Source organism: Pseudomonas asplenii (genome assembly GCF_001293465.1).
In the GTDB taxonomy this organism is placed as follows: Bacteria; Pseudomonadota; Gammaproteobacteria; order Pseudomonadales; family Pseudomonadaceae; genus Aquipseudomonas; species Aquipseudomonas fuscovaginae_B.
In genome coordinates, this window is the sequence record NZ_JSYZ01000003.1 from 40,007 (window position 1) to 64,031 (window position 24,025).

The following is a 24,025-nucleotide window of genomic DNA, read 5'->3' on the forward strand; positions in this document are numbered from 1 at the left end:
ATGGCTGGCCATGGCGCCCTGTTCCCCGGCGCTCAAGACAGGCCACTGAACCTTTGCGTTTCTCGTCCCCTCCATTGATGGGTGCGGGCCTGTCGCAACGCCGTGCCCGATACTTCCCCCGATAACTGGAGATGTCCATGGATTCCCCGACCCACAGCCTCACCGCCCTGTTCGAGCAACTGGGCCTGCCCAGCGACGCGGTGAGCATCGACCAATTCATCGCCGCCCATTCCCCCCTCAAGCCGGAGCTGCACCTGGCCGATGCGTTTTTCTGGAGCCAGGCCCAGGCCGACTTCCTGCGCAATGAAGTGCTGAAGGACGCCGATTGGGCCGAAGTGATCGATCAGTTGAATGTGCTGCTGAGGAAGGGGCGCGGCGGCTGAAATCACAAATTTGTTTCAAAGCTTGACGAAATCCTGATCGATGCGCGATATTGATAGTTAGCAAACTAACATTATGCGAATCCTCCTGTGTCCAAGCCCCTCGAACAGCTCCAGCAGACTATCTGCACCGGCATGGTGCTCGCCTCGCGCCACTGGCGGCGGGTCTGCCAGACCACGTTGGCCAACTATGGCATCTCCGAGGCCTGCGCCATGCCGCTGCTGATCATCGGCCGCATGGGCCCCGGCGTGCGTCAGGTCACCGTGGCGCAGATCGCCGGGATGGAGAGTCCGTCGCTGGTGCGCCTGCTCGATCAACTGTGCGGTGCCGGCTATGTGCAGCGTACCGAGGACCCCAGCGACCGGCGGGCCAAGACCCTCGGCCTGACCGAGGCCGGCCAGAGCCTGTTCCACGACATCGAAAAGCAGCTGGTCCGCCTGCGCCATGAGGTGCTGGGCGACCTGCCCCTGGCCGACCTGGAAGCCGCGCTGCGGGTGATTCGCGCCTTCGAGGCCGCCGGGCAGGCGTCGGGAGTGGCGGACTCTTGAAAGGTTTCTGGACAGGCATGCCGCCGGCCCGCGACTGGTTCTATGGTGTGCGGACCTTCGCGGCGTCGATGATCGCGCTGTACATCGCGCTGCTGATGGAGTTGCCGCGGCCCTATTGGGCGATGGCGACGGTGTACATCGTTTCCAGCCCCTTTGTCGGCCCCACCAGTTCCAAGGCGCTGTACCGGGCGGTCGGGACCTTCCTCGGCGCGGCGGCGGCGGTGCTGTTCGTGCCGCTGTTCGTGCAGACCCCGTTCCTGCTGGCCATAGTGGTCGCGCTCTGGACCGGTACCCTGCTGTTCCTCTCGCTGCACCTGCGCACCGCCAACAGCTACGCGCTGATGCTGGCCGGCTATACCATGCCGATGATCGCCCTGCCGGTGGTGGACAACCCGCTGAACGTGTTCGACATCGCCGTGTCGCGGACCGAGGAGATCTTCCTCGGCATCGTCGTCGCCGCAGTGGTCGGCAGCCTGTTCTGGCCGCGTCGGCTGGCGCCGGTGCTGCTCGATGCCGCCGGCAAGTGGTTCGGCTCGGCCTCCAGCTACAGCCAGAAGTTCCTTGCGCGCAATGTGCAGACCGATGAAGTCAGCGCCCTGCGCTCGGCCATGGTCGCGACCTTCAACAGCCTGGAACTGATGATCGGCCAGTTGCGCCACGAGGGCGCCCGGCCGCAGATGGTGCGCAATGCCAAGGAACTGCGCGGGCGGATGATCCACCTGTTGCCGGTGGTCGATGCCCTCGACGATGCACTGTATGCCCTGGAGCGGCGCACGCCGGAGCTGGTCGCACGGTTCCAGCCGTTGCTGGCGGCGGCCCAGGCCTGGCTGGAGAGCACCGCCCGGGGCGCACCGCACGAACACTGGCAGGCCCTGCGCGCCCAGGTCGACAGCCTGCAGCCGAGCGCTGTCGAACTCGATGATCGCCGACAACTGCTGTTCTCCAACGCCCTCTATCGCCTTGGCGAGTGGATCGACCTCTGGCAGGACCTGCGCAGCCTGCAGGAGGCCATCCAGTGCGACAGCCAGGACAACTGGCGTGCGGTCTACCGTCACTGGCGGCTGGCGCGGCTGTCGCCGTTCATCGACCGTGGCCTGATGCTCTATTCGGCCGGCACCGCCGTACTGGCGATCGCCGTCGCCTCGGTGCTGTGGATCCTGACCGGTTGGAGCGACGGTGCCAGTGCGGTGATCCTCGCCGCGGTGGCCTGCAGTTTCTTCGCCGCGATGGACGACCCTGCACCGCAGATCTACCGGTTCTTCTTCTGGACCGCGATGTCGGTGATCTTCGCCAGCCTCTACCTGTTCGTGGTGCTGCCCAATCTGCACGATTTCCCGATGCTGGTGCTGGCGTTCGCCGTGCCGTTCATCTGCGTCGGCACCCTGACGCTGCAGCCGGCGTTCTACCTCGGGACCCTGCTGACCATCGTCAACACCTCGTCCTTCATCAGCATTTCCGGTGCCTATGACGCGGACTTCCTGAACTTCACCAACGCCAACCTGGCGGGGCCGGTAGGCCTGCTGTTCGCCTTCGTCTGGACCCTGGTGGTCCGGCCCTTCGGCGCCGAGCTGGCGAGCAAGCGCCTGACCCGTTTCAGCTGGCGCGACATCGTCCGTCTGACCGAGCCTGCGACCCTGGCCGAACACCGGCACATGGGGGTGAAGATGCTCGACCGGCTGATGCAGCACCTGCCGCGCCTGGCCCTGACCGGCCAGGATACCGGGGCCGCGCTGCGCGAGTTGCGGGTCGCGCTCAACCTGCTCGACCTGCTGGCTTATACCCCGCGGGTGCTCGGTGTGGGCAACGTGTTGCTCAAGCAGGTGGTGGAGGAGGTCGGTGAGTATTTCCGCGCCTGCCTCAAGGCTCGCGAGCGCCTGCCGGCGCCCGCGCCCTTGCTGATGACGCTGGACCGCACGCGTCGGGCCCTGAGTTCCCAGGGGCTGGACGACGGCGAAACCCGTCGACACCTGCTGCACGCCCTGAGCGGACTGCGCCTGGCGCTGCTGCCCGGCGTGGAGTTCGTCGACAGTGGCGATCAGCCGGACAACGTGCCCTATGGGATCAATGGAGTGCCGTTATGATCGGTGACGTGGATATCAGCGGGGTGTTCCTGCCCACGCTACTGGTGCTGATGGGCATCACCTATGGCTTGTACCTCGTGGTGCACGAGTTGTTGACGCGCATCCACTTCTATCGCCTGGTCTGGCACCGGGCATTGTTCAACGTCGGTCTCTACGCTTTGTTGCTGGGCGTTGTGGATTCGTTCAGTCGATACCTGATGACATGAAAAAACCTATATTGACCATCGGCCGCGTGGTCCTGACCTTGCTCGTGGTGGCCTTCGCCTGTCTCGTGATCTGGCGCATGGTGATGTACTACATGTTCGCCCCCTGGACCCGCGACGGGCATATCCGCGCCGATATCGTGCAGATCGCCCCGGATGTCTCCGGGCTGATCCAGCAGGTCCAGGTGCGCGACAACCAGCCGGTCAAGCGTGGCCAGGTGCTGTTCAGCATCGACCAGGACCGCTTCAGGCTGGCCCTGCGCCAAGCCCAGGCGGCTGTCGCCGATCGCCAGGAGACCCTGGCCCAGGCGCAGCGCGAGAACAAGCGCAACCGTGGCCTGGGCAACCTGGTACCCGGCGAGCAACTGGAAGAAAGCCAGTCCCGAGTGGCGCGGGCCGAGTCGGCCCTGGCCGAAGCCCGGGTGGCGGTGGATGCCGCGCAACTGAACCTCGACCGTTCGGTGGTCCGCAGCCCGGTGGACGGTTACGTCAACGATCGCGCGCCGCGCGAGCAGGAATTCGTCACCGCCGGCCGTCCGGTGCTGTCGGTGGTCGACAGCGCCTCGTTCCATATCGACGGCTATTTCGAGGAAACCAAGCTCGACGGCATTCATGTCGGCCAGAGCGTGGATATCCGCGTGATCGGCGACAATGCCCGCCTGCGCGGTCATGTCGAGAGCATCGTCGCCGGCATCGAGGACCGTGACCGCACCAGTGGCTCGAATCTGCTGCCCAACGTCAACCCGGCTTTCAGTTGGGTGCGCCTGGCCCAGCGTATCCCGGTGCGCATCGCCTTCGATGAGGTACCGCAGGATTTCCGCATGATCGCCGGGCGCACGGCCACCGTCTCGATCATCGACGACGCCGCGAAGGACTCGGCCAAGCCGCAAGCCAAGCCAGAGGCCTCGAAATGAAACCGCTGGCAAAGGTAACGACCCTGGGCCTGGGCCTGTTGCTGTCGGCGTGCTCGATGGTCGGCCCGGACTATCACCTGCCGGCTGACGCGGCGATGCAGCGCAAGGACTTGCAAGGTTCGATCGCCGGTGAGAGCGACAACGTCGTTTCGGCGCCGGTACCTGCCGACTGGTGGCGGCTCTACCAGGACCCGCGATTGAACGAGCTGGTTCGCCAGGCGCTGGCTTCCAACACCGACCTGCGGGTCGCCGCGGCCAGCCTGGCGCGGGCTCGGGCACAGGTGGACGAGGCCGAGGCCGCCGGTGGTTTCAGTGCCGGCATCAAGGCCGGCGCGCAACGCCTGCAGGAATCCGGGCAGGCCTTCCTGTTGGCGGAGAAGGTGCCGGTGGCGAACGTCGCCGATATCTCGCTGTCCGCTTCCTACCAGTTCGACCTGTGGGGCACCCTGCAGCGTGGCATCGAGGCGGCCAAGGCCAATGCCGATGCCACCCAGGCGGCGGGCGACGTGGCGCGGATCACCCTGGTGGCCGACGTGGTGCGTTCCTATACGCAGATCTGCGCGGCCAACGAGGAGCGTGAGATCGCCGAACACTCCCTCGATCTGCAGGCCCAGAGCACCGAGCTGACCAAGCGCCTGCGCGATGCCGGGCGCGGCGACGAAACCCAGGTCACCCGCTCGCAGACCCAGTTCAAGTCCCTGCGCGCCGAATTGCCGCGCTACACGGCGGCGCGCCAGGCCGGCCTGTACCGCTTGTCGATGCTGCTGGCCAAACCCGTCGATCAGTTGCCGGCCGGTGTCGCCGATTGCGCCCAGTTGCCGCATATCGCCCAGTTGCTGCCGGTAGGCGACGGTGCCGAACTGCTCAAGCGCCGTCCGGACATCCGCCAGGCCGAACGCCGGCTGGCGGCGGCGACCGCCGGGATTGGCGTCGCCACGGGTGAGCTGTATCCGAACATCAGCATTGGCGCCACCCTTGGCACGGTCGGCTTCGCCAAGGACCTTGGCGAACCCTCGACCAACCGCTGGGGGTTCGGCCCGGCGATCAGTTGGACGGTACCGACCAATGGTGCCAGGGCCCGTATCCGCGAAGCCGAGGCGACCACTCAAGGTGTGCTGGCGCATTTCGACGGGGTGGTGCTCAACGCCATCCGCGAGACCCAGACCAGCCTGGCCCAGTACACCGCGCAACTCGACCGCCGCGATGCCCTGGCCGATGCCGAGCAGTCGGCCAAGCTGGCCGCGGAGCAGACGCACCGCTTCTTCACCGCCGGCCGCGCGTCGTTCCTCGCCGACCTGCAGGCCACCCGCACCTACACCGACATGCGCGCGCAACTGGCCTCTGCCAACACCCAGGTGGCGATGAGTCAGATCGAGCTGTTCCTGGCGCTGGGCGGGGGGTGGGAAAGTACATCCGCAACCGCTGGCAAGTGAATCGGGATCCGGTATGACGACCCCGTATAATCGTTGTCGGGTCAGCCACTCTCGGGAAATCAGCAGAACATGGATTCCGATACTCTTTCGGTAGTTTGTACGGTCATCAGCATCATCGCCTCCGGTGTTATCGCCTGGTGCGTCTATCTCATCCAGAAGCGTGATGGGGAAATGAAGGAGACGATCTCGGCGCTGGACAGCCAGCGGATCGAGCGGGGACTGGAGCTCCAGCAGTTGAACGCCTTGCGCACCGCGTTGCTGCGAAATCAGCAGGATATGCAGACCCGGATGCTCGAAATGCAGGAGTGGCTGGGGCATCACATCAAGGAGCAGGTGGAAGACCTGCTGATGACGGAGCGCCATCCAGGATTCTTTGCCTCTGAAGACGTGCTGGACCTGACTCCACCGCGACCTGCCGCGCAATCGGATATCCCCCGGCTGGGTGAGCTGCGTCTCGATTCGCGCGTGATCAAGGCGGGCCAGACGGTTGGAGTGCTGTTCCGGGTCGATGATGACGGGATCAACTTCCCGGTCCCCCAGGGGGTTCTTGTCCGGTCGGGAGGGAAGGTGATTCCGGTTGATGGGACGTCTGCCAAGTACATGCACTGCCAGGTGCTGATACCTGCCGATTCCGGCCACGAACATGAGCTGGAGTTCGTCATGAAAGACGCCGCGAGCAATGAGAACACGCAGAAAGTTCTCATCCCCGTGTGTTCATGAACCCACTTCCGGCCCGGTAGAAGAACTTCGGACGAACGAGCTTCGGTCGTCCGTCGATACGCCAAGTCCATTGCTATGCTCTGAATTAGCGGCTGGCCGCCGCTGGTTCGGGGCTTCGGGTGAATCCCCTGGCGCGGCCGGCGTGGCCTGATGGGGATTCTAATAATGAAAAACCCTTATGCTCCCGGTTTCTGGTGTGCGGTAGTCGCCCTGGTGCTGCTGTCGGCGGCGTACTTCTATGGCGTGATGCTCGCCCACCAGATCGACAAGGCGCTGGTGTTCCTCGACAGCGTCTGTGCCCTGATCGCCGTGATGTCCATCGTGGTAGTGGCCTGGGCCAGCTACCAGACCCAACAGATCAGGAAGCGACAGTTGTCGCAGAGCAAGACCCTGGTGCTGGTCTGGGACACCAAGGTTGCCCTGCGCCGGGTCGAAACCGTGTTCGACCGCTATTTCTGGGGCAGCTACTGGCAGCCCGGGCGGACTTTCCAGGAGGTCATGGGCGAGCTGACCGGCACGCCGCTGGAGAAAAGCCTGGAGACCCTCAAGAGCCAATGCCTGAAACTCGACCGGGAAGTGGCCCACGACGAGCGCCACTGGCTGAAAAACGCCCGCGAGCTGGCGGACGTGGCCAGCGCCATGGCCCGTGAGCGCTATCAGCTGGACGTCTGCGACCCGCGTAACGACTCGCCGGACGGGGTGGTGATCAACCGCGACTTCGAGGTGCTGGTGTATACCTGGACCGCCCGGCTGAAAACCTTCGATCACCAGTTGGACGAGATGGAACTGCAATACTCCTGAGTCTTCGCCTGTCCGTCACCGGGTCTTCGGCCCGGGGTTCATCCACCGTCGCCCGGCGTGTCCGCCGGGCGAGCGGCATCTTTGCGTGCATTTTGCTTTCTGCGTCACATGCCGAGGCGAGGTCGGCAGGTGCGTCCATCCTGGTGCAAATGCTACTCTGCGCGCTTTCGGGGCGCCGTCGAGCCGAACCCGGTCAAGGGTTCAGGGAAGACCAGCATTTTTCAACACAACGGATATCTGATCGGGTCATTCATGAATAAATCAGCAGGCTTGCTGTTGGGGGTTGTCGTCGTGGTGGGTGCCTTGAGCACCGCCGGTGCCTGGTACACCGGCAATCAGCTGGAAGGAGCGCTGAACAGCTCCATCCAGGAGGCCAACGCCCAACTCAAGACAGCCCTGAACAGCGGCGGGGCGAATGCGAGCATCGAACTGGTGTCGCTGGAGCGCAACCTGTTCACCAGCACCGCGCACTACCGGCTCAAGCTGCAGAACCTGCAACTGAGCGAAGAGAACCAGGACATCGAGCTGCTGTTCGTCGATCACATCGAGCACGGTCCGCTGCCGTGGTCGCGCCTGAAGTCGTTCAAGCTGGCGCCGGTGATGTTCAACAGCAACTACGAGCTGGAGAAGAACGACCTGACCGCCAAATGGTTCGATGCCGCCAAGGGCGCCGCACCGCTCAAGGGTATGGTCGCGCTGGGCTACGACCGTTCGGTCGACGGCAACATCGAACTGATCCCGCTGGATTTCGCCCCGGACGACAAGAGCACGGTGAAGTTTTCCGGGCTCAACCTGAACGTGGCCGGCACCGCAAAGGGTGCGAAGATCAAGGCCAACGGCTACATGGACAGCGTGAAGATCACCGGCCAGTCCGAAGAGGACGGCCCGGTGTCGGTCGAACTCGGCGGTTTCACCGTGGCCAGCGACCTGACCCGCAGCGACTTCGGTTTCTACCTGGGCGGCAACACCCTGGAGCTGAGCAGTGCCAAGGTCACCTATGGTGAGCAACCGGTGGTGGTGACGGTCAAGGACTTCGAACAGAAAGACAACCTGGAGGCCAACGGCAACGTGCTGTCCGGTCGTCTGGACTACACCGTCGGCGACATCGGCTACAACGGCAAGTCGGTGGGCAGCGCGAAACTGAACCTGAGCGCGAAGAGCCTGGATATCCCGGCGGTGCGTTCGCTGACCGAGATGTACCGGGCCGAACTGAAGGCCATGCAACAGGCCGCCACCCAGGGTGAAGACGCCCCGGCGGTGCCCGAGCTGAGCGCCGAGCAGCAGATCAAGGCCCAGGCCGACATCAAGAAACTGCTGGCCGGCAAGCCGCAGATCGCCGTGGAGAACCTGTCGTTCAAGACCGCCAATGGTGAAAGCCGCTTCAACCTGCAGGTGAATCTGGACAACCCGTCGTCCACGCAACTGCCGCCGCTGGAACTGGGCAAGCAACTGGTTTCGCAGCTGGACGCCAAGCTGTCGCTGTCCAAGCCGATGATCGCCGACCTGGCCGGCGTACAGGCGCTGCTCGAAGGCCAGACCGATCCCAAGCTGATCGCCCAGCAGGCGTCGATGACCAGTGAGATGGCCGGAACCATGGCGTTGTCCACCGAGATGGCGACCATCGAGGGCATGGATATCGTGTCCAAGCTGCACTATGCCGCAGGCCAGGTGGACTTCAACGGACAGAAAATGCCGGTGGAAGACTTCATTGCCCTGATCATGTCCAAGGCCGGTGGCCTGGGCGGCGCGGAAGCGGCCGAGTAACGTTTCGAACGCGGCATCGGCCGTCCTGGCCGATGCCCTTCCACTCTGGATCCTGCCCCCGTTTTTTTCGTCTACCCTTCCTGAAAGACAGCGGAACCATGGGTTCCGCCTGCTGTCATGTGGCCCCGTCCTGCCCGTCTGGAACAGGCGGGAGCATTGGACTCCGGCTGCCTTCGGGAATTGGACGATATGCCGCGTAATACCCTGTTCTGCCCAGGCGGCAGATTGCGCCCGTTGCTCGGTGTGGCGCTGTGCAGCCAACTGCTGTGGCCACTCGCCGCGCAGGCCGATACCTCCTACGATCAGCTGATCCGCCAGGCCCGTGACGGCAGTTATACGCCGGCACTGACGTTCCTGCGGCAACTGCCGGCGACCCGGCAATCGGCCGGGCAGGTCAGCGACCATCTGCAGATCGCCAGCTGGGCCGGGCTGGATGCCGAAGTGGTCAGCGTCTACGAAACCCAGGGCGTGCAGCGCGTCCTGCCCTCCCAGGCCCTGGGCGCCGTGGCCCGGGCCTATCGCAACCTGAAACGCTGGGACGATGCCGAGCGCCTGTATCGCCGGGCACTGGAGCGCGAACCGGGCAATATCGACCTGCAACTGGGGCTGGCGGTGACCGAGGCCGATGACGGCAATCCCCAGGACGCGATACGCCGCGCCCGCGAGCAGGTGGCACGGCGCCCCGGCGACCCGTCGGGCCACATGGCGCTGGGTTATGCACTGACCCGCTCGGGCGCCGACAGCGATGCCCTGTTCGAATACGACCAGGCCTTTGCCCGCGCTCCGGACAAGCCCCAGGTATTGCGCGAATACGTATTCGCCCTGCAACGGGCACGCCTGCCGGAGCCGGCCCTGCGCCTGGCCGAGCGGCATCCCGGGCTGCTCGACGCGGCCGCGACCCGTCGTCTCGAAGGCGAACTGGCCGCTGAGCGGGTGCGCCTGGCGGAACGGCCGAGCCGCACCGAGCGGGAGCGTTTTGAGGTGGCCGATCGGGCCCTGGCCGACTACGACCGGCTGTTTGCCACCTGGTCGGCGGACCCGCAGGCCCATGACGACCTGGTGCGCTGGCGCATCGACCGTCTGGGGGCGCTCAAGGCCCGTTCGCGTAATGCCGAGGTGCTGACCGAGCAGCAAAAGCTGCTCGATGACGGCGTGACGCTTCCGACCTACGCCCAGCGCTGGGTGGCGGCGGCCTACCTGGCGCTTCGGCAGCCGGAGAACGCGGCGCAACTGTACCGTCAGGAGCTGGCGTCACCCGATGCCGGTCCGGCCGACCGGGTGGACGATACCTCGGCACTGGCCTACGCCCTGATCGAAAGCGATCGGCCGGAAGAGGCCCTTGAGGTCGCCGAAAACCTGGCCAGGACCACCCAGGCCCGCCTCGAGCTCAAGGGCCAGCCCATCGGCGTACCCAATGACGAGTGGATCGACGCCCAGCAACTGGCGGCGCAGATGGGCCAGCACAACGGCAACCTGCCCGCCAGTGAGCAGGGTCTGGAGGCCCTGGCGAGCAAGGCCCCGGGCAACGTCAGCGTGCGGGTTGCCCAGGCCGACACCTATCTGGCCCGTGGCTGGCCACGACGTGCCGAGGCCCTCAACAAGGAGACCGAAAGCGTACTGCCACGTAACCTGGGCCTCGAGCTGTCCCAGGCCAATACCGCCCTGGCGCTGCAGGAGTGGCGCCAGCTCGATGTGCTGACCGATGACGTCGTCGCGCGTTTCCCGGAGAACCAGCAGGTCCAGCGCCTGGCACGGCAGCGGGAGGTCCACGACATGGCCGAACTGCGGGTCGAGGGCTACACCGGCCGGAGTTTCGGGGGTGGCAGCAGCGGCGCCGGCGCGGTCACCGGCAGCCGCGACTATGGTATCGAGAGCGTGCTCTACAGCCCGCCGATCAGCGAAGACTGGCGGCTGTTCGCCGGCGCCGGCTATGCCTTCGGCCGTTTCACCGAAGGTGATGCCCGGCGCCGCTGGCAGCGGCTGGGGGTGGAAAACCGCTCCCGCGACATGACCCTGCAGGCGGAGATCTCCAACCAGTCCTATGGCTATGGCAACAAGCTCGGCGCCCGGTTATCGGCCGCCTTCGACATCGACGATCACTGGCAGTACGGCGGCAGCCTCGAACGCCTGGCGGCGGCGACACCGCTGCGCGCCCTGAAGAACGACATCAGCGCCAATTCGGCCAGCGCCTTCCTGCGCTGGCGGGCCAATGAAAGCCGCGAATGGAAACTGGCGATCACCCCGTCGCATTTCAGCGACGGCAACCATCGCACCGAATACCTGCTCACCGGGCGCGAGGGCCTCTACAGCACCGCCCACGTGCAAGTGGACCTGGGCCTGGAAGTCGGCGCCAGCCACAACAGCAAGAACGAGGACGTGCCGTACTTCAATCCCAAGTCCGACTTCAGCGTGCTGCCGACGGTGAATATCAACCATGTGCTGTACCACCGTTACGAAACCCAGTGGAGCCAGCAGTTCCAGGTCGGTGCCGGCAGCTACAGCCAGCGCGATCATTCCACCGGTGCGATTGCCCTGCTGGGCTATGGCCAGCGGGTGATCTGGAACGATGTGCTGGAGGCCGGGGCCAACCTCAGCTGGATCAGCAGACCCTATGACGGTGAACGCGAGCGCGACGTGCGCCTGCTCCTGGACCTTACCTACCGCTTCTAGTCGAGGTGGATGATGCTTCTGATCACGCGTTGCGTCCTGTTGCTGGGAGCCTTGCTGGCCGGAGCCTGCGCGCAGGCTCCGGCCGAGTTCGTCGCGCCGGCGCAGCGGCCGGTGCCGGCCAACGAGGCGCCTTGGCCGAAAAACCACTTCCTGAGCCTGACCTACCACGATGTCCAGGACCGCGACCCCGACCAGGAAGTCGTCGCGGTGCGCACCGAACGGCTGGTCGACCAGTTGGCCTGGTTGCGCGAGAACGGCTACCGGCCCGTGAGCGTGGATCAGATCCTGGCGGCGCGCAACGGCGGCCCGGAGCTGCCGCCCAAGGCGGTGCTGCTGACCTTCGACGATGGCTACTCGAGCTTCTACACCCGGGTGATGCCGCTGCTGCGCAGCTATCATTGGCCGGCGGTGCTGGCGCCGGTCGGTGTGTGGATCGACACGCCGACGGACAAACCGGTGGATTTCGCTGGCCAACTGCGCCCGCGCTCGCAGTTCCTGAGCTGGGCCCAGATCCGCGAAGTGGCGGCTTCCGGGCTGGTGGAAATCGCCGCCCACACCAATGCCAGCCACCAGGGCGTGCTCGCCAACCCCCAGGGCAACCTGCAACCGGCGGCGGCGACCCGCCGCTACGACGCCAAGACCGGCCGCTATGAAAGCGAGGCCGAGTTCCAGGCGCGCCTGCGGGCCGACGTGCAGGCGATCTCGGCGAAGATCCGCGCGGCCACCGGGTACTCGCCACGGGTCTGGGTCTGGCCCTACGGCGTCGCCGATGGCACGGCGCTGAAGGTGATCGAAAGCCAGGGTTACCAGGTCGCCCTGACCCTGGATGACGGTATCGACAGCCTCGATCAACTGTTGAACAGCCCGCGCCTGCTGGTGTCTTCCGACCCGGATCTGGTGCACTTCGCCAGCAGCGTCGTGGCGATGCAGGACCACGTGCCGATGCGGGTGGTGCATGTCGACCTGGACAACGTCTACGACCCGGATCCGGGCCAGCAGGAAGCCAACCTCGGCCGGCTGGTGCAGCGCATCGCCGACCTGGGCGCCAGCACCGTGTTCCTGCAGGCCTTCGCCGACCCGACGGGCGACGGCCTGGCCCGCTCACTGTACTTCCCCAACCGGCACCTGCCGGTGCGTGCCGACCTGTTCGACCGGGTCGCCTGGCAGTTGCGCACCCGCGCCCATGTCCAGGTGTTCGCCTGGATGCCGGTGCTCAGCTTCGCCCTGGATGAAAAGCTGCCGCGGGTCAGCCGCTGGGACCCGGCCACCGGGCAGGTTGCGGTCGATCCACAACAGTATCGGCGCCTGTCGCCGTTCGACCCCGAGGTACGCCGGGTGGTCGGCGAGATCTACGAGGACCTGGCCCGGCTGACCTCGGTCGACGGCATCCTCTATCACGACGATGCCGTGCTGTCCGACTTCGAGGATGCCAGCCCGCAGGCGCTGCGGACCTACGCCGCCGCCGGTCTGCCGGACAGTATCGGTGCCTTGCGCGACGATCCGGCCACGTTGCAACGCTGGGCGCGTTTCAAGAGCCGCTACCTGATCGACTTCACCCATGAGCTGACCGCCAAGGTCCGGGCCATTCGCGGGCCGCAGGTGCAGACCGCGCGCAACCTGTTCGCCGAACCGGTACTGAACCCGCAGAGCGAGGCCTGGTTCGCGCAGAATCTCGATGACTTCCTCGCCAACTACGACTGGACCGCGCCGATGGCCATGCCCTTGATGGAAGGGCAGAGCGAGCGGCACGCGGCCGACTGGCTGCAGGCGCTGGTCGACAAGGTCGGACAGCGCCCCGGTGCCCTCAAGCGCACGGTGTTCGAACTGCAGGCGCGGGACTGGCGCAGCCAGCCGGCGCAGGATCTGGACGGCGAACAGTTGGTGCAATGGATGGGCCAGCTCAAGCGCAAGGGCGCCACCAGCTTCGGCTACTACCCGGACAACTTCCTCGATGGCCGCCCAGCCGTGCAGGTGGTGCGTCCGGCACTTTCCAACAAGTGGAATCCTTAAGATCATGATGGATCGAATCGTGGCACTGATCGTCCTGGCGCTCGTCCTCGGTTTTCCCCTGGGCGTGATTTTCCTGGTCACCGGGCAATTCCTGATGGACTTCGTGTTCTTCTACCCGTTGTTCATGTCGGGCCTGTGGATGGCCGGCGGCCTGTACTTCTGGCTGCACTGGGAGCGGCACTGGCCCTGGGAGGCCGATACCCTGCCGCCGCCGTTGCCGGGCGAGCCGCTGATCTCGATCCTGATCCCCTGCTTCAACGAGGGCGACAATGTTGCCGAGACCATCGACGCGGCACTGGCCCAGCATTACCCGAACATCGAAGTGATCGCCATCAACGACGGTTCCAGCGACAACACCGGGCAGATGCTCGACGAGCTGGCGCTGCAGGACCCGCGCCTGCGGGTCATTCACCTGGCTCAGAACCAGGGCAAGGCGGTGGCCCTGAGCATGGGCGCGGTGGCGGCTCGCAGCGAGTACCTGGTGTGCATCGATGGCGACGCGCTGCTGGCGCCGCATACCGCCGCCTACCTGGTCGCACCGTTGCTGCAGAACCCGCGGCTGGGCGCGGTCACCGGCAACCCGCGGATCCGCACCCGCTCGACCCTGGTCGGGCGGGTCCAGGTCGGCGAGTTCTCCTCGATCATCGGCCTGATCAAGCGCACCCAACGGGTGTTCGGGCGGATCTTCACGGTCTCCGGGGTGGTCTGCGCCTTCCGCCGCACGGCGCTCGACCGGGTGGGCTACTGGAGCCCGGACATGATCACCGAGGACATCGACATCAGCTGGAAGCTGCAGCTCGATCACTGGAGCGTGTTCTACGAGCCTCGGGCGCTGTGCTGGATCCTCATGCCGGAAACCCTGCGCGGGCTGTGGAAGCAGCGGCTGCGCTGGGCCCGGGGCGGGGCGGAAGTGCTGTTCAAGAACGTGCGCGGTATCTGGCACTGGCGCCATCGCTACCTGTGGCCACTGCTGTTCGAGTACTGCCTGTCCACCGGCTGGGCGTTCACCTTCGTGCTGTCGATCATCTTCTACTGCCTGGGCCTGTTCATCGAACTGCCGGAGGCGATCAACGTGCAGCGCATCCTGCCCCCGGCCTTTACCGGGTTGCTGCTGGCGGTGGTCTGCCTGGGGCAGTTCGCGGTCAGTGTGCTGATCGACCGCCGCTATGAACGGGACCTGTGGAAGATCATGTTCTGGGTGATCTGGTACCCCCTGGTGTTCTGGCTCATCAGCCTGTTCACCACCCTGGTCAGCTTTCCCCGGGTGCTGTTCGGCCAGGCCGGCAGGCGGGCCCGCTGGGTCAGCCCGGACCGGGGCATCAAGCCGTTCGATGGCGACAAGCAGAAGGTGTGAGCATGAAAATCATCAAGACCCGCCAGCATCCCCTGATGGTGCTCATCGATACGCTGGTCACCCTGTTGGCCTGGGCCGGCCTCCTGTATCTGCTGGTCGAGGGGCTGTGGCCGATGTTCGACGGCCACGCCGGCCCGCGCATCGACATTTCGTTCTTCAAGGCTCTCGACACCCTGCAGATCTACCTGTGGGTGGCCTTGCTGAATGCGCTGGTGCTGATCACCTGGGCCCGTTATCAGCAGCGCAAGAGCCGTGGCTTTGCGCAACGGCGCCTGGCCCCGCCGGTGGTCGGCGACGACGGGCTGAGCCGCAGCTTCCGGTTGAGCGAGGACAAGTTCGCGCGGATGCGCGAGTCCGGCTCGATGATCGTGCACAACGACGAGGACGGCGGGGTGCGCGAGGTGATCACCCATCTGTATCGGGTCGAGCCGGGCGAGCAGCCTTCGCCCCTGGCGCCGCCGGCGCATCCGCATGTGATCCGCCTGCCGTCGGAGGGGGATGGCAAGCCGCAGGGCTAATTATCTAACGCCTGGACCTGGCAACTGGCGCCTTAGGCTTTGCCTTTTTTCATGGAAAAGAGGGAAAGCTCATGGAGAGCCTCCAGCAGGACCCGGCCAGCACGGCTCGGGCGGCGGTGTTGCCGGTGCCCGACAACCTGCTGCTCAAGCGTTTCGAAGAGCGACTGTTCAAGCACCTGGCCGCTTCGCGGCATCCCAGCCTGTCGCTCAATCGGCTCCAGGCGGCATTGACGCGCGGTCTCGATAGCCAACGCGAACTCGGGCGACTGCTGGAGCGGGCACCGCAGATCGATGTCGTGCTCGGGCAACTGCTGCGCGAAGCCTTTGGGCATGATCCGCAGCGCCTGCTGTTCAGCGCTCCTGCGGGCCGGGAAAGTGGGCAGACGGAACGCAGCCTGATACAACTCGCCCTGTCGATGTTGCGCAATCCATTCCTCTCCCTGCAAACGGGAACGCGGCTGACACTGGCTGGCGAGCCGGACAGCCCGTTGGCACTGACACCCGATCAGATCCTGGCACGCCTCCAGGCCTTGGGGCTGGCCTCCAGCATCGCCGCCAGTCTGCTCCACTACTGGCAGCAGCCGGCGCAGGGCAGCCACGTTTCCCGCCGGGAGCGGCTGGTCGAGCTGCACAAGCGGCTGTTTCACGACAAGGTGTTGCTTGCCCATGGCCTTGGCGTGCTGTCCCCGGCGGCAACGGCAATGCTGATGGGCCTGCTGGACACACCGTCGGCCCAGGCCCGGGCACTTGCCGGCGGGCGTTGGGCCAAACTGGCGGTGTCGGAACTGGTCTGGCCGGGTGTCGGCCAGGTTGCCCCCAGGCTCAGTGGCGCCCTGCACCTGTGGAGTTCGGGCAGCGAGCTGTCCGGTCGACAGATCGTCTACGTACCGGGGGTGGCCGAGGAGTTCTTCGAGTTCACCAACCTGGCCGAACTGCAGCGCGAACTGCCAACGCACCTCAATGCGCCGGGCAACTATTCAGCCTGGCAACTGCTGCCGCTGCAGGAACGTCACCAGCTGTTTGCCCCGGCGGATCCTACCGCCCTGCCTTATGGTTTCCTGGAATGTGCGCCACTGGCCGACGATGCCCTGGCCCACAGCGCCCTGGCCCGACTGGAAACGCAACTGGCCAGCGAGTGGGCCGCTGCGTTGCAGCTCAATACGGCCCGCCTGTTGCCGCAGTTGTCGACCGACAGCGCAGGCCTGGAACCCTTGCAGGCCATAGAGGCCATGCAGCAGACCCGTGGCGCGTTGGCCCACCTGCCGGCGATTCGCCCGCTGCTCGCACGCCTGCTGCGCAGTGATGAACGGCACGGGATGCTGGCGATCACCTTTGGCAGCCTGGCCGCCGACATTCCCCTGCATCTGCGGCAAGGCAAGGTTCGCGAACAGGAGCGCGGCCTGCTCAAGCTGTTCGAGCAACATGCAGGCTCGCAGCCCAAGGCGTTACTGGACGATCATGAGCCGTGGCTGCGGCAGGTGGCCCGTGTCCGTGAACTGCTGCGGGACCGTGACAGTTATGCCCGGCCAGCATTCTGGAGCGGCAAGGACGAGCAGGGTGTCGAGCTGACCGACAGGCTGCTCGATGGTCACTGCCAGGCCCTGTTGCATGAGGCGCGGATGCAACGGCAGCTCGGGCTGATCGAGCAACCTGAGCTGGAGCGTCTGCTCGATGTCCTTCCGGCTGCGTCGCGAACGGCGCTCGATACCCAGGTGGCAGGCATTGCGGTGGGACCTGAGGATTCGTCCTGGGCGCTGACCGGGGCCTGCATCGTCACCACCCGTCAGGCCCTGGCGGATCCGCAACTGAACACCGCGACATGGCTGTTCGTGCCAGGCCGGCTGGGTGGCCTGGCCGTGTTCGTCAGCCTCGAAAGCCTGTCGCAGCAACTGGGCCTGACCCTGCTCGACCCTGAATGTGAGACCCTTTGGCCGCTGGTTGCCCGGGACCGGCGCGGTGCGCTACGCGACTGGCTGCGTCAGTTGGCTCCAGGGGCGCGGGTGCCCGTGCATTACCGGGTCATCGCCGCGGATGCCGTGCGGCACGGGCTGCGACAGCAGATCCGCGAGCACCTGCGGCTCTGCCAGGCGATCGAAGGTGGGCTGCGACCCTTCTCGGAAATCGGCGATGCGCGCAGCTCGTTGCAGATGCTCGCCCATGAGTTGGAGCAGAGCCTGAATGTCCCGGAGCATGACGCCCGTGAGCAGGCGCTGGAGAACATCGCCGCCCTGCAACTGACGGCTGCCCAGGCCCGTGAGCTGCCCGCCTGGCTGGCGCAGGCGACGTTCGGCAGGCGCCAGCAGTACGCTCGCCTGCTGAGGTCCTGTCAACTGAGCGCGCAGGCCCTGACCCGGCGCCTGGAACAGCGTCTGCCGGACCTGGATGACTTCGCCCGCGGGAAGCTCATCGAGCGGCTCAGGCAGGACGGCCTTCATCCGGGCTTGGAGATCGACAAGCCGTTGTTCGACCTGCCCGACAGCGTCGAGCGGGTGTGGGTCGGGCATCCCGAGAATCCGGTCGGCGGGGCCGGCCCGAAGACGGTGGTCAGCGAGCAACGGCACCGCTACAGTTTCCTGCAACTGGCCCTGGAGAACCTCGACCCGCAAGCGCCCGGCACCCGACTGCGGCTGCAGCAGGGGCGGATCCTGGACTCCGCGTGGCAGCAGCGCCTGACGCCGGACTACCTGATCTCGACCATCTCCGCCCTGGACCTGGGCGGGCAGTACGACACATTGATCCAGCAGGCTTTCTACGGTGTCGACGACCCCCGCAGCGAAGCGGTGCCGGCCTTTGAGCGGGCACTGCTGGATCGTCTGGTTCGCCAGCGGGCTCGCCTGGAACTGTTCAGCGCGCGACAACAGGGGCTCGGTGAGCAGGCCGCGCGGCTGTTCGAACAGGCCCTGAACGACACACCTGTCGCGAACCCGCGCCACGACGCTCCGGCACCGGAGTTGTACTTCATCACCTTCGCCGGCCGGGCCTTCGCCAAGGCCCGGCATGTCGGCAATGCCGTGGCGATCCGCGACAGGGTGTCCGGCATGACCGTGGTCTACCTGCCGGGGGCGCCCCATGCCCAGGTGCTGACCGAGTACCCGGATCTGCTGGCGGCGCAGCGGGCGCTGGTCGACGGTGGGCAGGCGTTGCAACGGGCTGGGGATATCGCCCAGCGCCTGGCGGTGGGCTGGGCGGCAGAGGTCATCGCGCAGTACCCCGCCGAGCGGACGCCTGCCATGGCCTGCCCGGACGCTGGCCTGGAGCCGGCGACGACCGCTGCGCTGGCCGAGCCGCTGTTGACGGCCAGACCTGGCTGGCTGTTCAAGGTCATCCGGAGCTGGTGGAACAGCGAGGTGGAGCAGCCTTTTCCGGGGCCCGAGGCGCTCAGGCAGGAAGTCCTGCGCGAGATCGGGCAGAATCCCGGGCATTGGCTGCGCCTGGAGAAGACCCCGCGTTCGGACCTGGCGCTGATCCTCGCCCACGCCCTTGTGCTGCAGGCGCAGCAGCGCGCCAGGGTGGTCTCGAACTCCAGCTGGCAACTGGCGCAGCAGCGCGAGGTGCATGAGCACGAGCAGCGCACGGCGTACTGGCTGAGGGTGTTGTCGGTGGTGCCGATCGCCAGCATCGCCGTCGACGTCCACGATAGTGCCGCGGCCTTGCGCCGGTTCTCCCGCAGTGGTGATCCGCGCGATGCGTTCGAGCTGTTCAAGGCGGTGCACATGACCCTCATCGATGTCGCCCCGATCGTCTATCCGCTGGCCGCAGGCGCCCGGCCGGCACGGGCCGCCCTGGGCAACTGGGCACGGGCGGCGCTGAGAAGCATCGGTCGGCGCCGCACGTTATATGTCAAGGGCGCTGCCGCGCTGAAAAGGCTCGATGCGGGCAGCCGTCCCGCACCGCCACTCCCGGGCTATGCGGCGAACATCGCCGGGGATGATGGGGTACGCCTGCACGGCCCGACCAACGCCGGCAGCCAGGTGAAAAACGGCGTGCAGTTCATCAGCGACGGCGTGCATCGCTATGAGGTCTACCGGCCCAAGGGCGAGCAGGTCCTGCGCCTGAAGCGGACGGCCGCACAGCCGAACGAGTTGATCCTGTACATCCGCGAGTCGGGTGAGCACCTGTTGCGTGCCGACGCCCCCGAACCGCAGCCGGGGCCCAGTCGCAGCCCTTTCCACCGGCCCTGGGAAACGAGGCCGAGCCCCGCGCCGGCACCTGCTCCGATGTTGCGACCGGAGTGGATGAGCCGCCGTCCGGCCGTGTCATCCACGCACTGGAGGAACTGGGGCCTGGCACTGGCCGAGGACGAAGTCGTGGAGCTGCCGACAGGCCAGGACCTGTACCGACGGCGGGGCAGCGATGCCCGCCTGTTGAAGCTCGACGATCGTTATTTCGAACTGCTGGCCGATGGCTCGGACATCGAGCCCGAGATCGTTTTCATCAGGCGTCCTGGCCCGTTGGCCGATCTGGCGCTGAGCGAATTCGAGCATTGGTGGTCCCACCTGGACCAGCAGCCGATCCCGGTGAGTTTCGACCCACGAACCGGCATCTGGACGCCACGCGCGCCCTTGTTCGACGCTCCCGGACGAGAGCTGCTCGAACCCCTCACCAGGCGCATGACCGCGGACAGCCGGGTCCGTACGCTCAATCGACTGATCGAGCGTTCCGACACCGGCGGCGGCACGGCAGTCACTGCCAGCCGCATGGTGGCGCTCAAGCGCACGCTGGAGACCTGGGGTACCCGGGGGGTGGACCTGCATGTGCTGTTCAGGGAGCTGGACGGCCGAACTGCCCGACGGCTCTTTCGTATCGGTCTGCCGGAGGGGGAGGCGGGCTTTTCCCGACTGGACTTCGAGCCTTCCCACGTCATCAACCCGCGCTTTTTCGATGTCGAGGGACGGCACCGCGTCATGGACCTGTCCCTGCACGCCGAGCGCGCCGTCAAAGACGTCCTCCTGCGCCATGGTTTCGTGGTCAACGAGGTACCCAAGGGCCGCTCCTTCATCTCGGTCAACCTGGAGTGCACCCACCCGGGTTCCGAGCACCGTTACCTGCTCCTGCTCAAGTGGACCGGTACCGATGCCCTGGAGCTGTTCCGTTCCCGGGGGGCACCGCTGCAACTGACGGATGACTGGCTGCGCCGGCTGGTCGATACCCGTTCGATCGGCTACAGCGAGAGGCTGCGACCGGCCAGGGAGGCGCTGGAGCAGGGGCGGCTGGTGAAGCTGGTCGCCGGGTTGCAGCGGGTGCCGGATTCGCAGCGGATCGTGGTGTTCTTCATTCGAGTCGCCTAGATGGCTGAGCGCTGTCGGTACCCTGAAAACAAAAATGCCCCGGATCGACGATCCAGGGCATTTTCGAAAGATGGCGCACTCGGCGGGATTCGAACCCACGACCCCTGCCTTCGGAGGGCAGTACTCTATCCAGCTGAGCTACGAGTGCTTGTGCGGGCGCCATCATACCTATCTCGGCCTTGGGCGTCCACGGTGGTTTTCAGCCGTCGACCTTATCCTGTCCCGGCGGCTCATTTTCCTGCACGCCAGTGGCACGGATTCCCCGGCAGGGCGCTTTCTGGCGCTTTGGCGCAACTGATCTATCGTTCTCCTGCTACGGGTTCGCCGAGCGTTTTCCTCGTTGTCGCCACTTCCAGGAGAGAGGCATGTCCACCGTCAACCCGCAAATCACCGACGCGGTCACCCAGTCGAACGTCCAGGTCGTCGGTAGCGCGCCCGCCACGGCGATCGCTTCGCTCTGCCAGGTCAGCAGCCACGCGGTCAGCCTGGCCCTGCAGAATGCGGTCAGCCAACAGCAGGCGCTGAACATCATCGGCAATGCCACGGTGGCGTCCGCCGTGCAGCAGATTCTCGCGGTAGGAGGGCGCTCATGAGCAGCGAGGACCAGGCTGGCGCCCAGCAACAACCGGCGCAGGATCCGGCGGCAACGGCATCGGCGCTGTTGGGAGAACTCAACGAACAGTTGCTCAAGCAGGCCGCCGCCGGCATCGGCAACGAGGCCCTGAACCGGCAGATCGTCGAGGCGGTGAACCTGATCAATGCCCAGTTGACGGCCCAGGTGCCGGCGCTGTCGGCACTGGGTCCGGAGTTGCTGACCCGCCAGGCCAGCGGCCTGGTCGCGCAGTCGGCGGCCAGCTACTTCGACGGGGTCACCAAGCTGGCCCTGGCTTCCCAGGGGGTATTGCTAAGGCAGATGACCGAGAGCATTCTCAAGGATGATCTCGATGCGGCCAACGAAAGCGCCCTGGGCGCGCTCAACACTCACCTGCTGGTCAGTGGCGCCGCCGCAGTGGCCGCGGCCACCGGGGTACTGGACGCCGAGGCGGTGACCGGGGCGATCGAGCGCATCGACCAGAGCATTGCCCGCTTCAGCGCGCATCTTTGCGAACGCACGTCTTCCGAGTGAACGACATTCGCAACAGGCCCTATCGTCCAGCACAAGGAGTCAGATCATGACCGAAGTGAACCCGCAGATCACGGATGCCGTCACCCAGTCGAACGTCCAGACCGTGGCCGAAGCACCCGCCATGGCCCTGGGCAGCCTCTACCAGTCCATGGCCCATTCCACCGGCATCCTGTTCGAGAATGCGGTGAGTACCCAGCAACAGCAGAACACCCTGGCCCAGGCGGCCGCCACCCAGGGTGTGATGCAGATCTACAGCCTGGACACGACCGCGGCCGCCGGTGCCAACGAGAAAATCGCGCAGACCGGGGTTTCCGACAACCTCACCAGCCTGCTGACCGTGCTGAAATCCTTCCAGTCCAAGTGATTGTCTGGCGGGCCCCGTGCTGCCAGGCGCAGCGCCGGGCCCAAGATGACGTTGATCAGAAAAATCCCCGCCGGTGGTCTATTCTCGTTCTTTTTTTCGAACAGACTATTGTCCTTTGACCCCATTGCTCCTAGGATTCGTTTGAGATTTCAAACGCTCCTGTCTGGGTGCTGAACCGCACATCGATCGCATGTGCGCTATTTATGTGCTTCGGCCCGGTGAATGAATTTCCTGACGGCAGCCCCCAAGGCGCCTTTCTACAATCAATAATTCGCTCCGCGCGTGCGCGGTGCTGTTAAGGAAAGCCTACATGCAGCTCAAAGATACCCAGTTGTTCCGCCAGCAAGCCTTCATCAACGGGGCATGGGCCGACGCGGACAATGGTCAGACGATCAAGGTCAACAACCCGGCCACGGGCGAAATCCTGGGTACCGTGCCGAAGATGGGCGCCGCCGAAACCCGCCGTGCCATCGAGGCTGCCGACAAGGCCCTGCCGGCCTGGCGTGCCCTGACCGCCAAGGAGCGTTCCAACAAGCTGCGCCGCTGGTTCGAACTGATGATCGAGAACCAGGACGACCTGGCCCGCCTGATGACCCTCGAACAGGGCAAGCCGCTGGCCGAAGCCAAGGGCGAAATCGCCTACGCCGCCTCCTTCATCGAGTGGTTCGCCGAAGAAGCCAAGCGCGTCTATGGTGACGTGATCCCCGGCCACCAGCCGGACAAGCGCCTGATCGTGATCAAGCAGCCGATCGGCGTCACCGCCGCGATCACCCCGTGGAACTTCCCGGCCGCGATGATCACCCGCAAGGCCGGCCCGGCCCTGGCCGCCGGTTGCACCATGGTGCTCAAGCCCGCATCGCAGACCCCGTTCTCGGCCCTGGCCCTGGCTGAGCTGGCCCAGCGCGCCGGCATCCCGCAAGGCGTGTTCAGCGTGGTCACCGGCAGCGCCGGCGAAGTCGGCGGCGAACTGACCGGCAACCCGATCGTGCGCAAGCTGTCCTTCACCGGTTCGACCGAAATCGGTCGCCAGCTGATGGCCGAATGTGCCCAGGACATCAAGAAGGTGTCCCTGGAACTGGGCGGCAACGCGCCCTTCATCGTGTTCGACGACGCCGACCTGGACAAGGCGGTCGAGGGCGCGATCATCTCCAAGTACCGCAACAACGGCCAGACCTGCGTCTGCGCCAACCGCCTGTACGTGCAGGAAGGTGTCTACGATGCCTTCGCCGAGAAACTGAAGGCGGCGGTGGCCAAGCTGAAGATCGGCAACGGCCTGGAAGAAGGCACCACCACCGGTCCGCTGATCGACGAGAAGGCCGTGGCCAAGGTCAAGGAGCACATCGCCGACGCCTTGAGCAAAGGTGCTACCGTGCTGACCGGCGGCAACGCGATGGAAGGCAACTTCTTCGAGCCGACCGTGCTGGTCAACGTGCCGAACAACGCCGCCGTGGCCAAGGAAGAAACCTTCGGTCCGCTGGCACCGCTGTTCCGCTTCAAGGACGAGGCCGACGTCATCGCGATGTCCAACGACACCGAGTTCGGCCTGGCTTCCTACTTCTACGCCCGTGACCTGGGCCGTGTGTTCCGCGTGGCCGAGGCACTGGAGTACGGCATGGTCGGCGTCAACACCGGGCTGATCTCCAACGAAGTCGCGCCGTTCGGCGGTATCAAGGCCTCGGGCCTGGGCCGCGAAGGTTCCAAGTACGGCATCGAAGACTACCTGGAAATCAAATACCTCTGCCTGGGCGTCTAACCCGGTCGGATGCTTCGGCGACAGGGGCACGAGAGCGCTGCTCCTGTCGCGTTTCAAACGTCACTTCAATGTGGCCGGAACCCTGTGCCAGTCGATC

At 65.6% G+C, this 24,025-nt stretch carries 18 protein-coding genes and 1 tRNA gene; 18 read left to right on the plus strand and 1 reads right to left on the minus strand.

Features of this window, described 5'->3' with window-relative positions; genetic code table 11:
- The first annotated feature begins 137 nt into the window (after positions 1 to 137).
- The 14 genes from PF66_RS04160 (at position 138) to PF66_RS04225 (ending at position 20,685) form a co-directional block, all read left to right on the plus strand.
- A complete protein-coding gene (locus tag PF66_RS04160) occupies positions 138 to 383 on the plus strand; it encodes a DUF2789 domain-containing protein (RefSeq protein WP_054059116.1) in 246 nt (81 codons plus the stop codon).
- A gap of 132 nt (positions 384 to 515) precedes the next feature.
- Complete coding sequence (locus PF66_RS04165) at positions 516 to 929, plus strand: MarR family winged helix-turn-helix transcriptional regulator (protein WP_054059117.1); 414 nt, start codon at positions 516 to 518, stop codon at positions 927 to 929.
- Positions 926 to 3,010, plus strand: a complete 2,085-nt coding sequence (locus PF66_RS04170) for an FUSC family protein (RefSeq protein WP_054061965.1) — start codon at positions 926 to 928, stop codon at positions 3,008 to 3,010. The genes PF66_RS04165 and PF66_RS04170 overlap by 4 nt, the downstream gene beginning before the upstream one ends.
- A complete protein-coding gene (locus PF66_RS04175; protein WP_054057374.1) occupies positions 3,007 to 3,216 on the plus strand; it encodes a DUF1656 domain-containing protein in 210 nt (69 codons plus the stop codon). Before PF66_RS04170 ends, PF66_RS04175 begins: the two co-directional genes overlap by 4 nt.
- Positions 3,213 to 4,127: an efflux RND transporter periplasmic adaptor subunit gene (locus PF66_RS04180; RefSeq protein WP_054057375.1), complete on the plus strand. Its 915-nt coding sequence runs from the start codon at positions 3,213 to 3,215 to the stop codon at positions 4,125 to 4,127. The genes PF66_RS04175 and PF66_RS04180 overlap by 4 nt, the downstream gene beginning before the upstream one ends.
- Positions 4,124 to 5,560, plus strand: coding sequence for an efflux transporter outer membrane subunit (locus PF66_RS04185; protein ID WP_054061966.1), 1,437 nt, complete (start codon positions 4,124 to 4,126; stop codon positions 5,558 to 5,560). Before PF66_RS04180 ends, PF66_RS04185 begins: the two co-directional genes overlap by 4 nt.
- 69 nt (positions 5,561 to 5,629) lie before the next feature.
- The gene (locus PF66_RS04190; protein ID WP_054061967.1) at positions 5,630 to 6,280 is read left to right on the plus strand and encodes a hypothetical protein; all 651 of its coding nucleotides are present in this window, start codon (positions 5,630 to 5,632) and stop codon (positions 6,278 to 6,280) included.
- Between the two features lie 165 nt (positions 6,281 to 6,445).
- Positions 6,446 to 7,081, plus strand: a complete 636-nt coding sequence (locus PF66_RS04195; RefSeq protein ID WP_054057377.1) for a hypothetical protein — start codon at positions 6,446 to 6,448, stop codon at positions 7,079 to 7,081.
- 252 nt (positions 7,082 to 7,333) lie between these two features.
- Complete coding sequence (locus PF66_RS04200; RefSeq protein WP_054061968.1) at positions 7,334 to 8,845, plus strand: YdgA family protein; 1,512 nt, start codon at positions 7,334 to 7,336, stop codon at positions 8,843 to 8,845.
- A gap of 189 nt (positions 8,846 to 9,034) precedes the next feature.
- Positions 9,035 to 11,515, plus strand: a complete 2,481-nt coding sequence (gene pgaA, locus PF66_RS04205) for a poly-beta-1,6 N-acetyl-D-glucosamine export porin PgaA (protein WP_054061969.1) — start codon at positions 9,035 to 9,037, stop codon at positions 11,513 to 11,515.
- 12 nt (positions 11,516 to 11,527) lie between these two features.
- On the plus strand, positions 11,528 to 13,525 hold the full coding sequence (pgaB, locus tag PF66_RS04210; RefSeq protein WP_054062200.1) for a poly-beta-1,6-N-acetyl-D-glucosamine N-deacetylase PgaB: 1,998 nt from the start codon (positions 11,528 to 11,530) through the stop codon (positions 13,523 to 13,525).
- A 4-nt stretch (positions 13,526 to 13,529) separates the two neighbouring features.
- The gene (pgaC, locus tag PF66_RS04215; protein WP_054061360.1) at positions 13,530 to 14,879 is read left to right on the plus strand and encodes a poly-beta-1,6-N-acetyl-D-glucosamine synthase; all 1,350 of its coding nucleotides are present in this window, start codon (positions 13,530 to 13,532) and stop codon (positions 14,877 to 14,879) included.
- 2 nt (positions 14,880 to 14,881) lie between these two features.
- The gene (pgaD, locus tag PF66_RS04220) at positions 14,882 to 15,397 is read left to right on the plus strand and encodes a poly-beta-1,6-N-acetyl-D-glucosamine biosynthesis protein PgaD (protein WP_054061970.1); all 516 of its coding nucleotides are present in this window, start codon (positions 14,882 to 14,884) and stop codon (positions 15,395 to 15,397) included.
- A 71-nt stretch (positions 15,398 to 15,468) separates the two neighbouring features.
- Entirely contained in the window at positions 15,469 to 20,685 is a 5,217-nt protein-coding gene (locus PF66_RS04225; protein ID WP_054061971.1) for a dermonecrotic toxin domain-containing protein, read from the plus strand.
- A 71-nt stretch (positions 20,686 to 20,756) separates the two neighbouring features.
- Here the strand turns inward: PF66_RS04225 and PF66_RS04230 are convergent.
- A tRNA-Arg gene (locus PF66_RS04230) sits at positions 20,757 to 20,833 on the minus strand.
- Positions 20,834 to 21,050: 217 nt separating this feature from the next.
- Here PF66_RS04230 and PF66_RS04235 point away from each other — a divergent pair.
- The 4 genes from PF66_RS04235 to gabD all read left to right on the plus strand — a co-directional run bounded on the left by PF66_RS04235 (position 21,051) and on the right by gabD (position 23,928).
- Positions 21,051 to 21,278 (plus strand): RebB family R body protein, encoded by a 228-nt coding sequence (locus PF66_RS04235; RefSeq protein WP_054058204.1) that lies wholly within the window; start codon positions 21,051 to 21,053, stop codon positions 21,276 to 21,278.
- On the plus strand, positions 21,275 to 21,811 hold the full coding sequence (locus PF66_RS04240) for a hypothetical protein (RefSeq protein WP_054061972.1): 537 nt from the start codon (positions 21,275 to 21,277) through the stop codon (positions 21,809 to 21,811). Before PF66_RS04235 ends, PF66_RS04240 begins: the two co-directional genes overlap by 4 nt.
- A gap of 46 nt (positions 21,812 to 21,857) precedes the next feature.
- Complete coding sequence (locus PF66_RS04245; protein WP_054058206.1) at positions 21,858 to 22,175, plus strand: RebB family R body protein; 318 nt, start codon at positions 21,858 to 21,860, stop codon at positions 22,173 to 22,175.
- Positions 22,176 to 22,485: 310 nt separating this feature from the next.
- On the plus strand, positions 22,486 to 23,928 hold the full coding sequence (gene gabD / locus PF66_RS04250; RefSeq protein WP_054058207.1) for an NADP-dependent succinate-semialdehyde dehydrogenase: 1,443 nt from the start codon (positions 22,486 to 22,488) through the stop codon (positions 23,926 to 23,928).
- Positions 23,929 to 24,025: the final 97 nt, after the last annotated feature.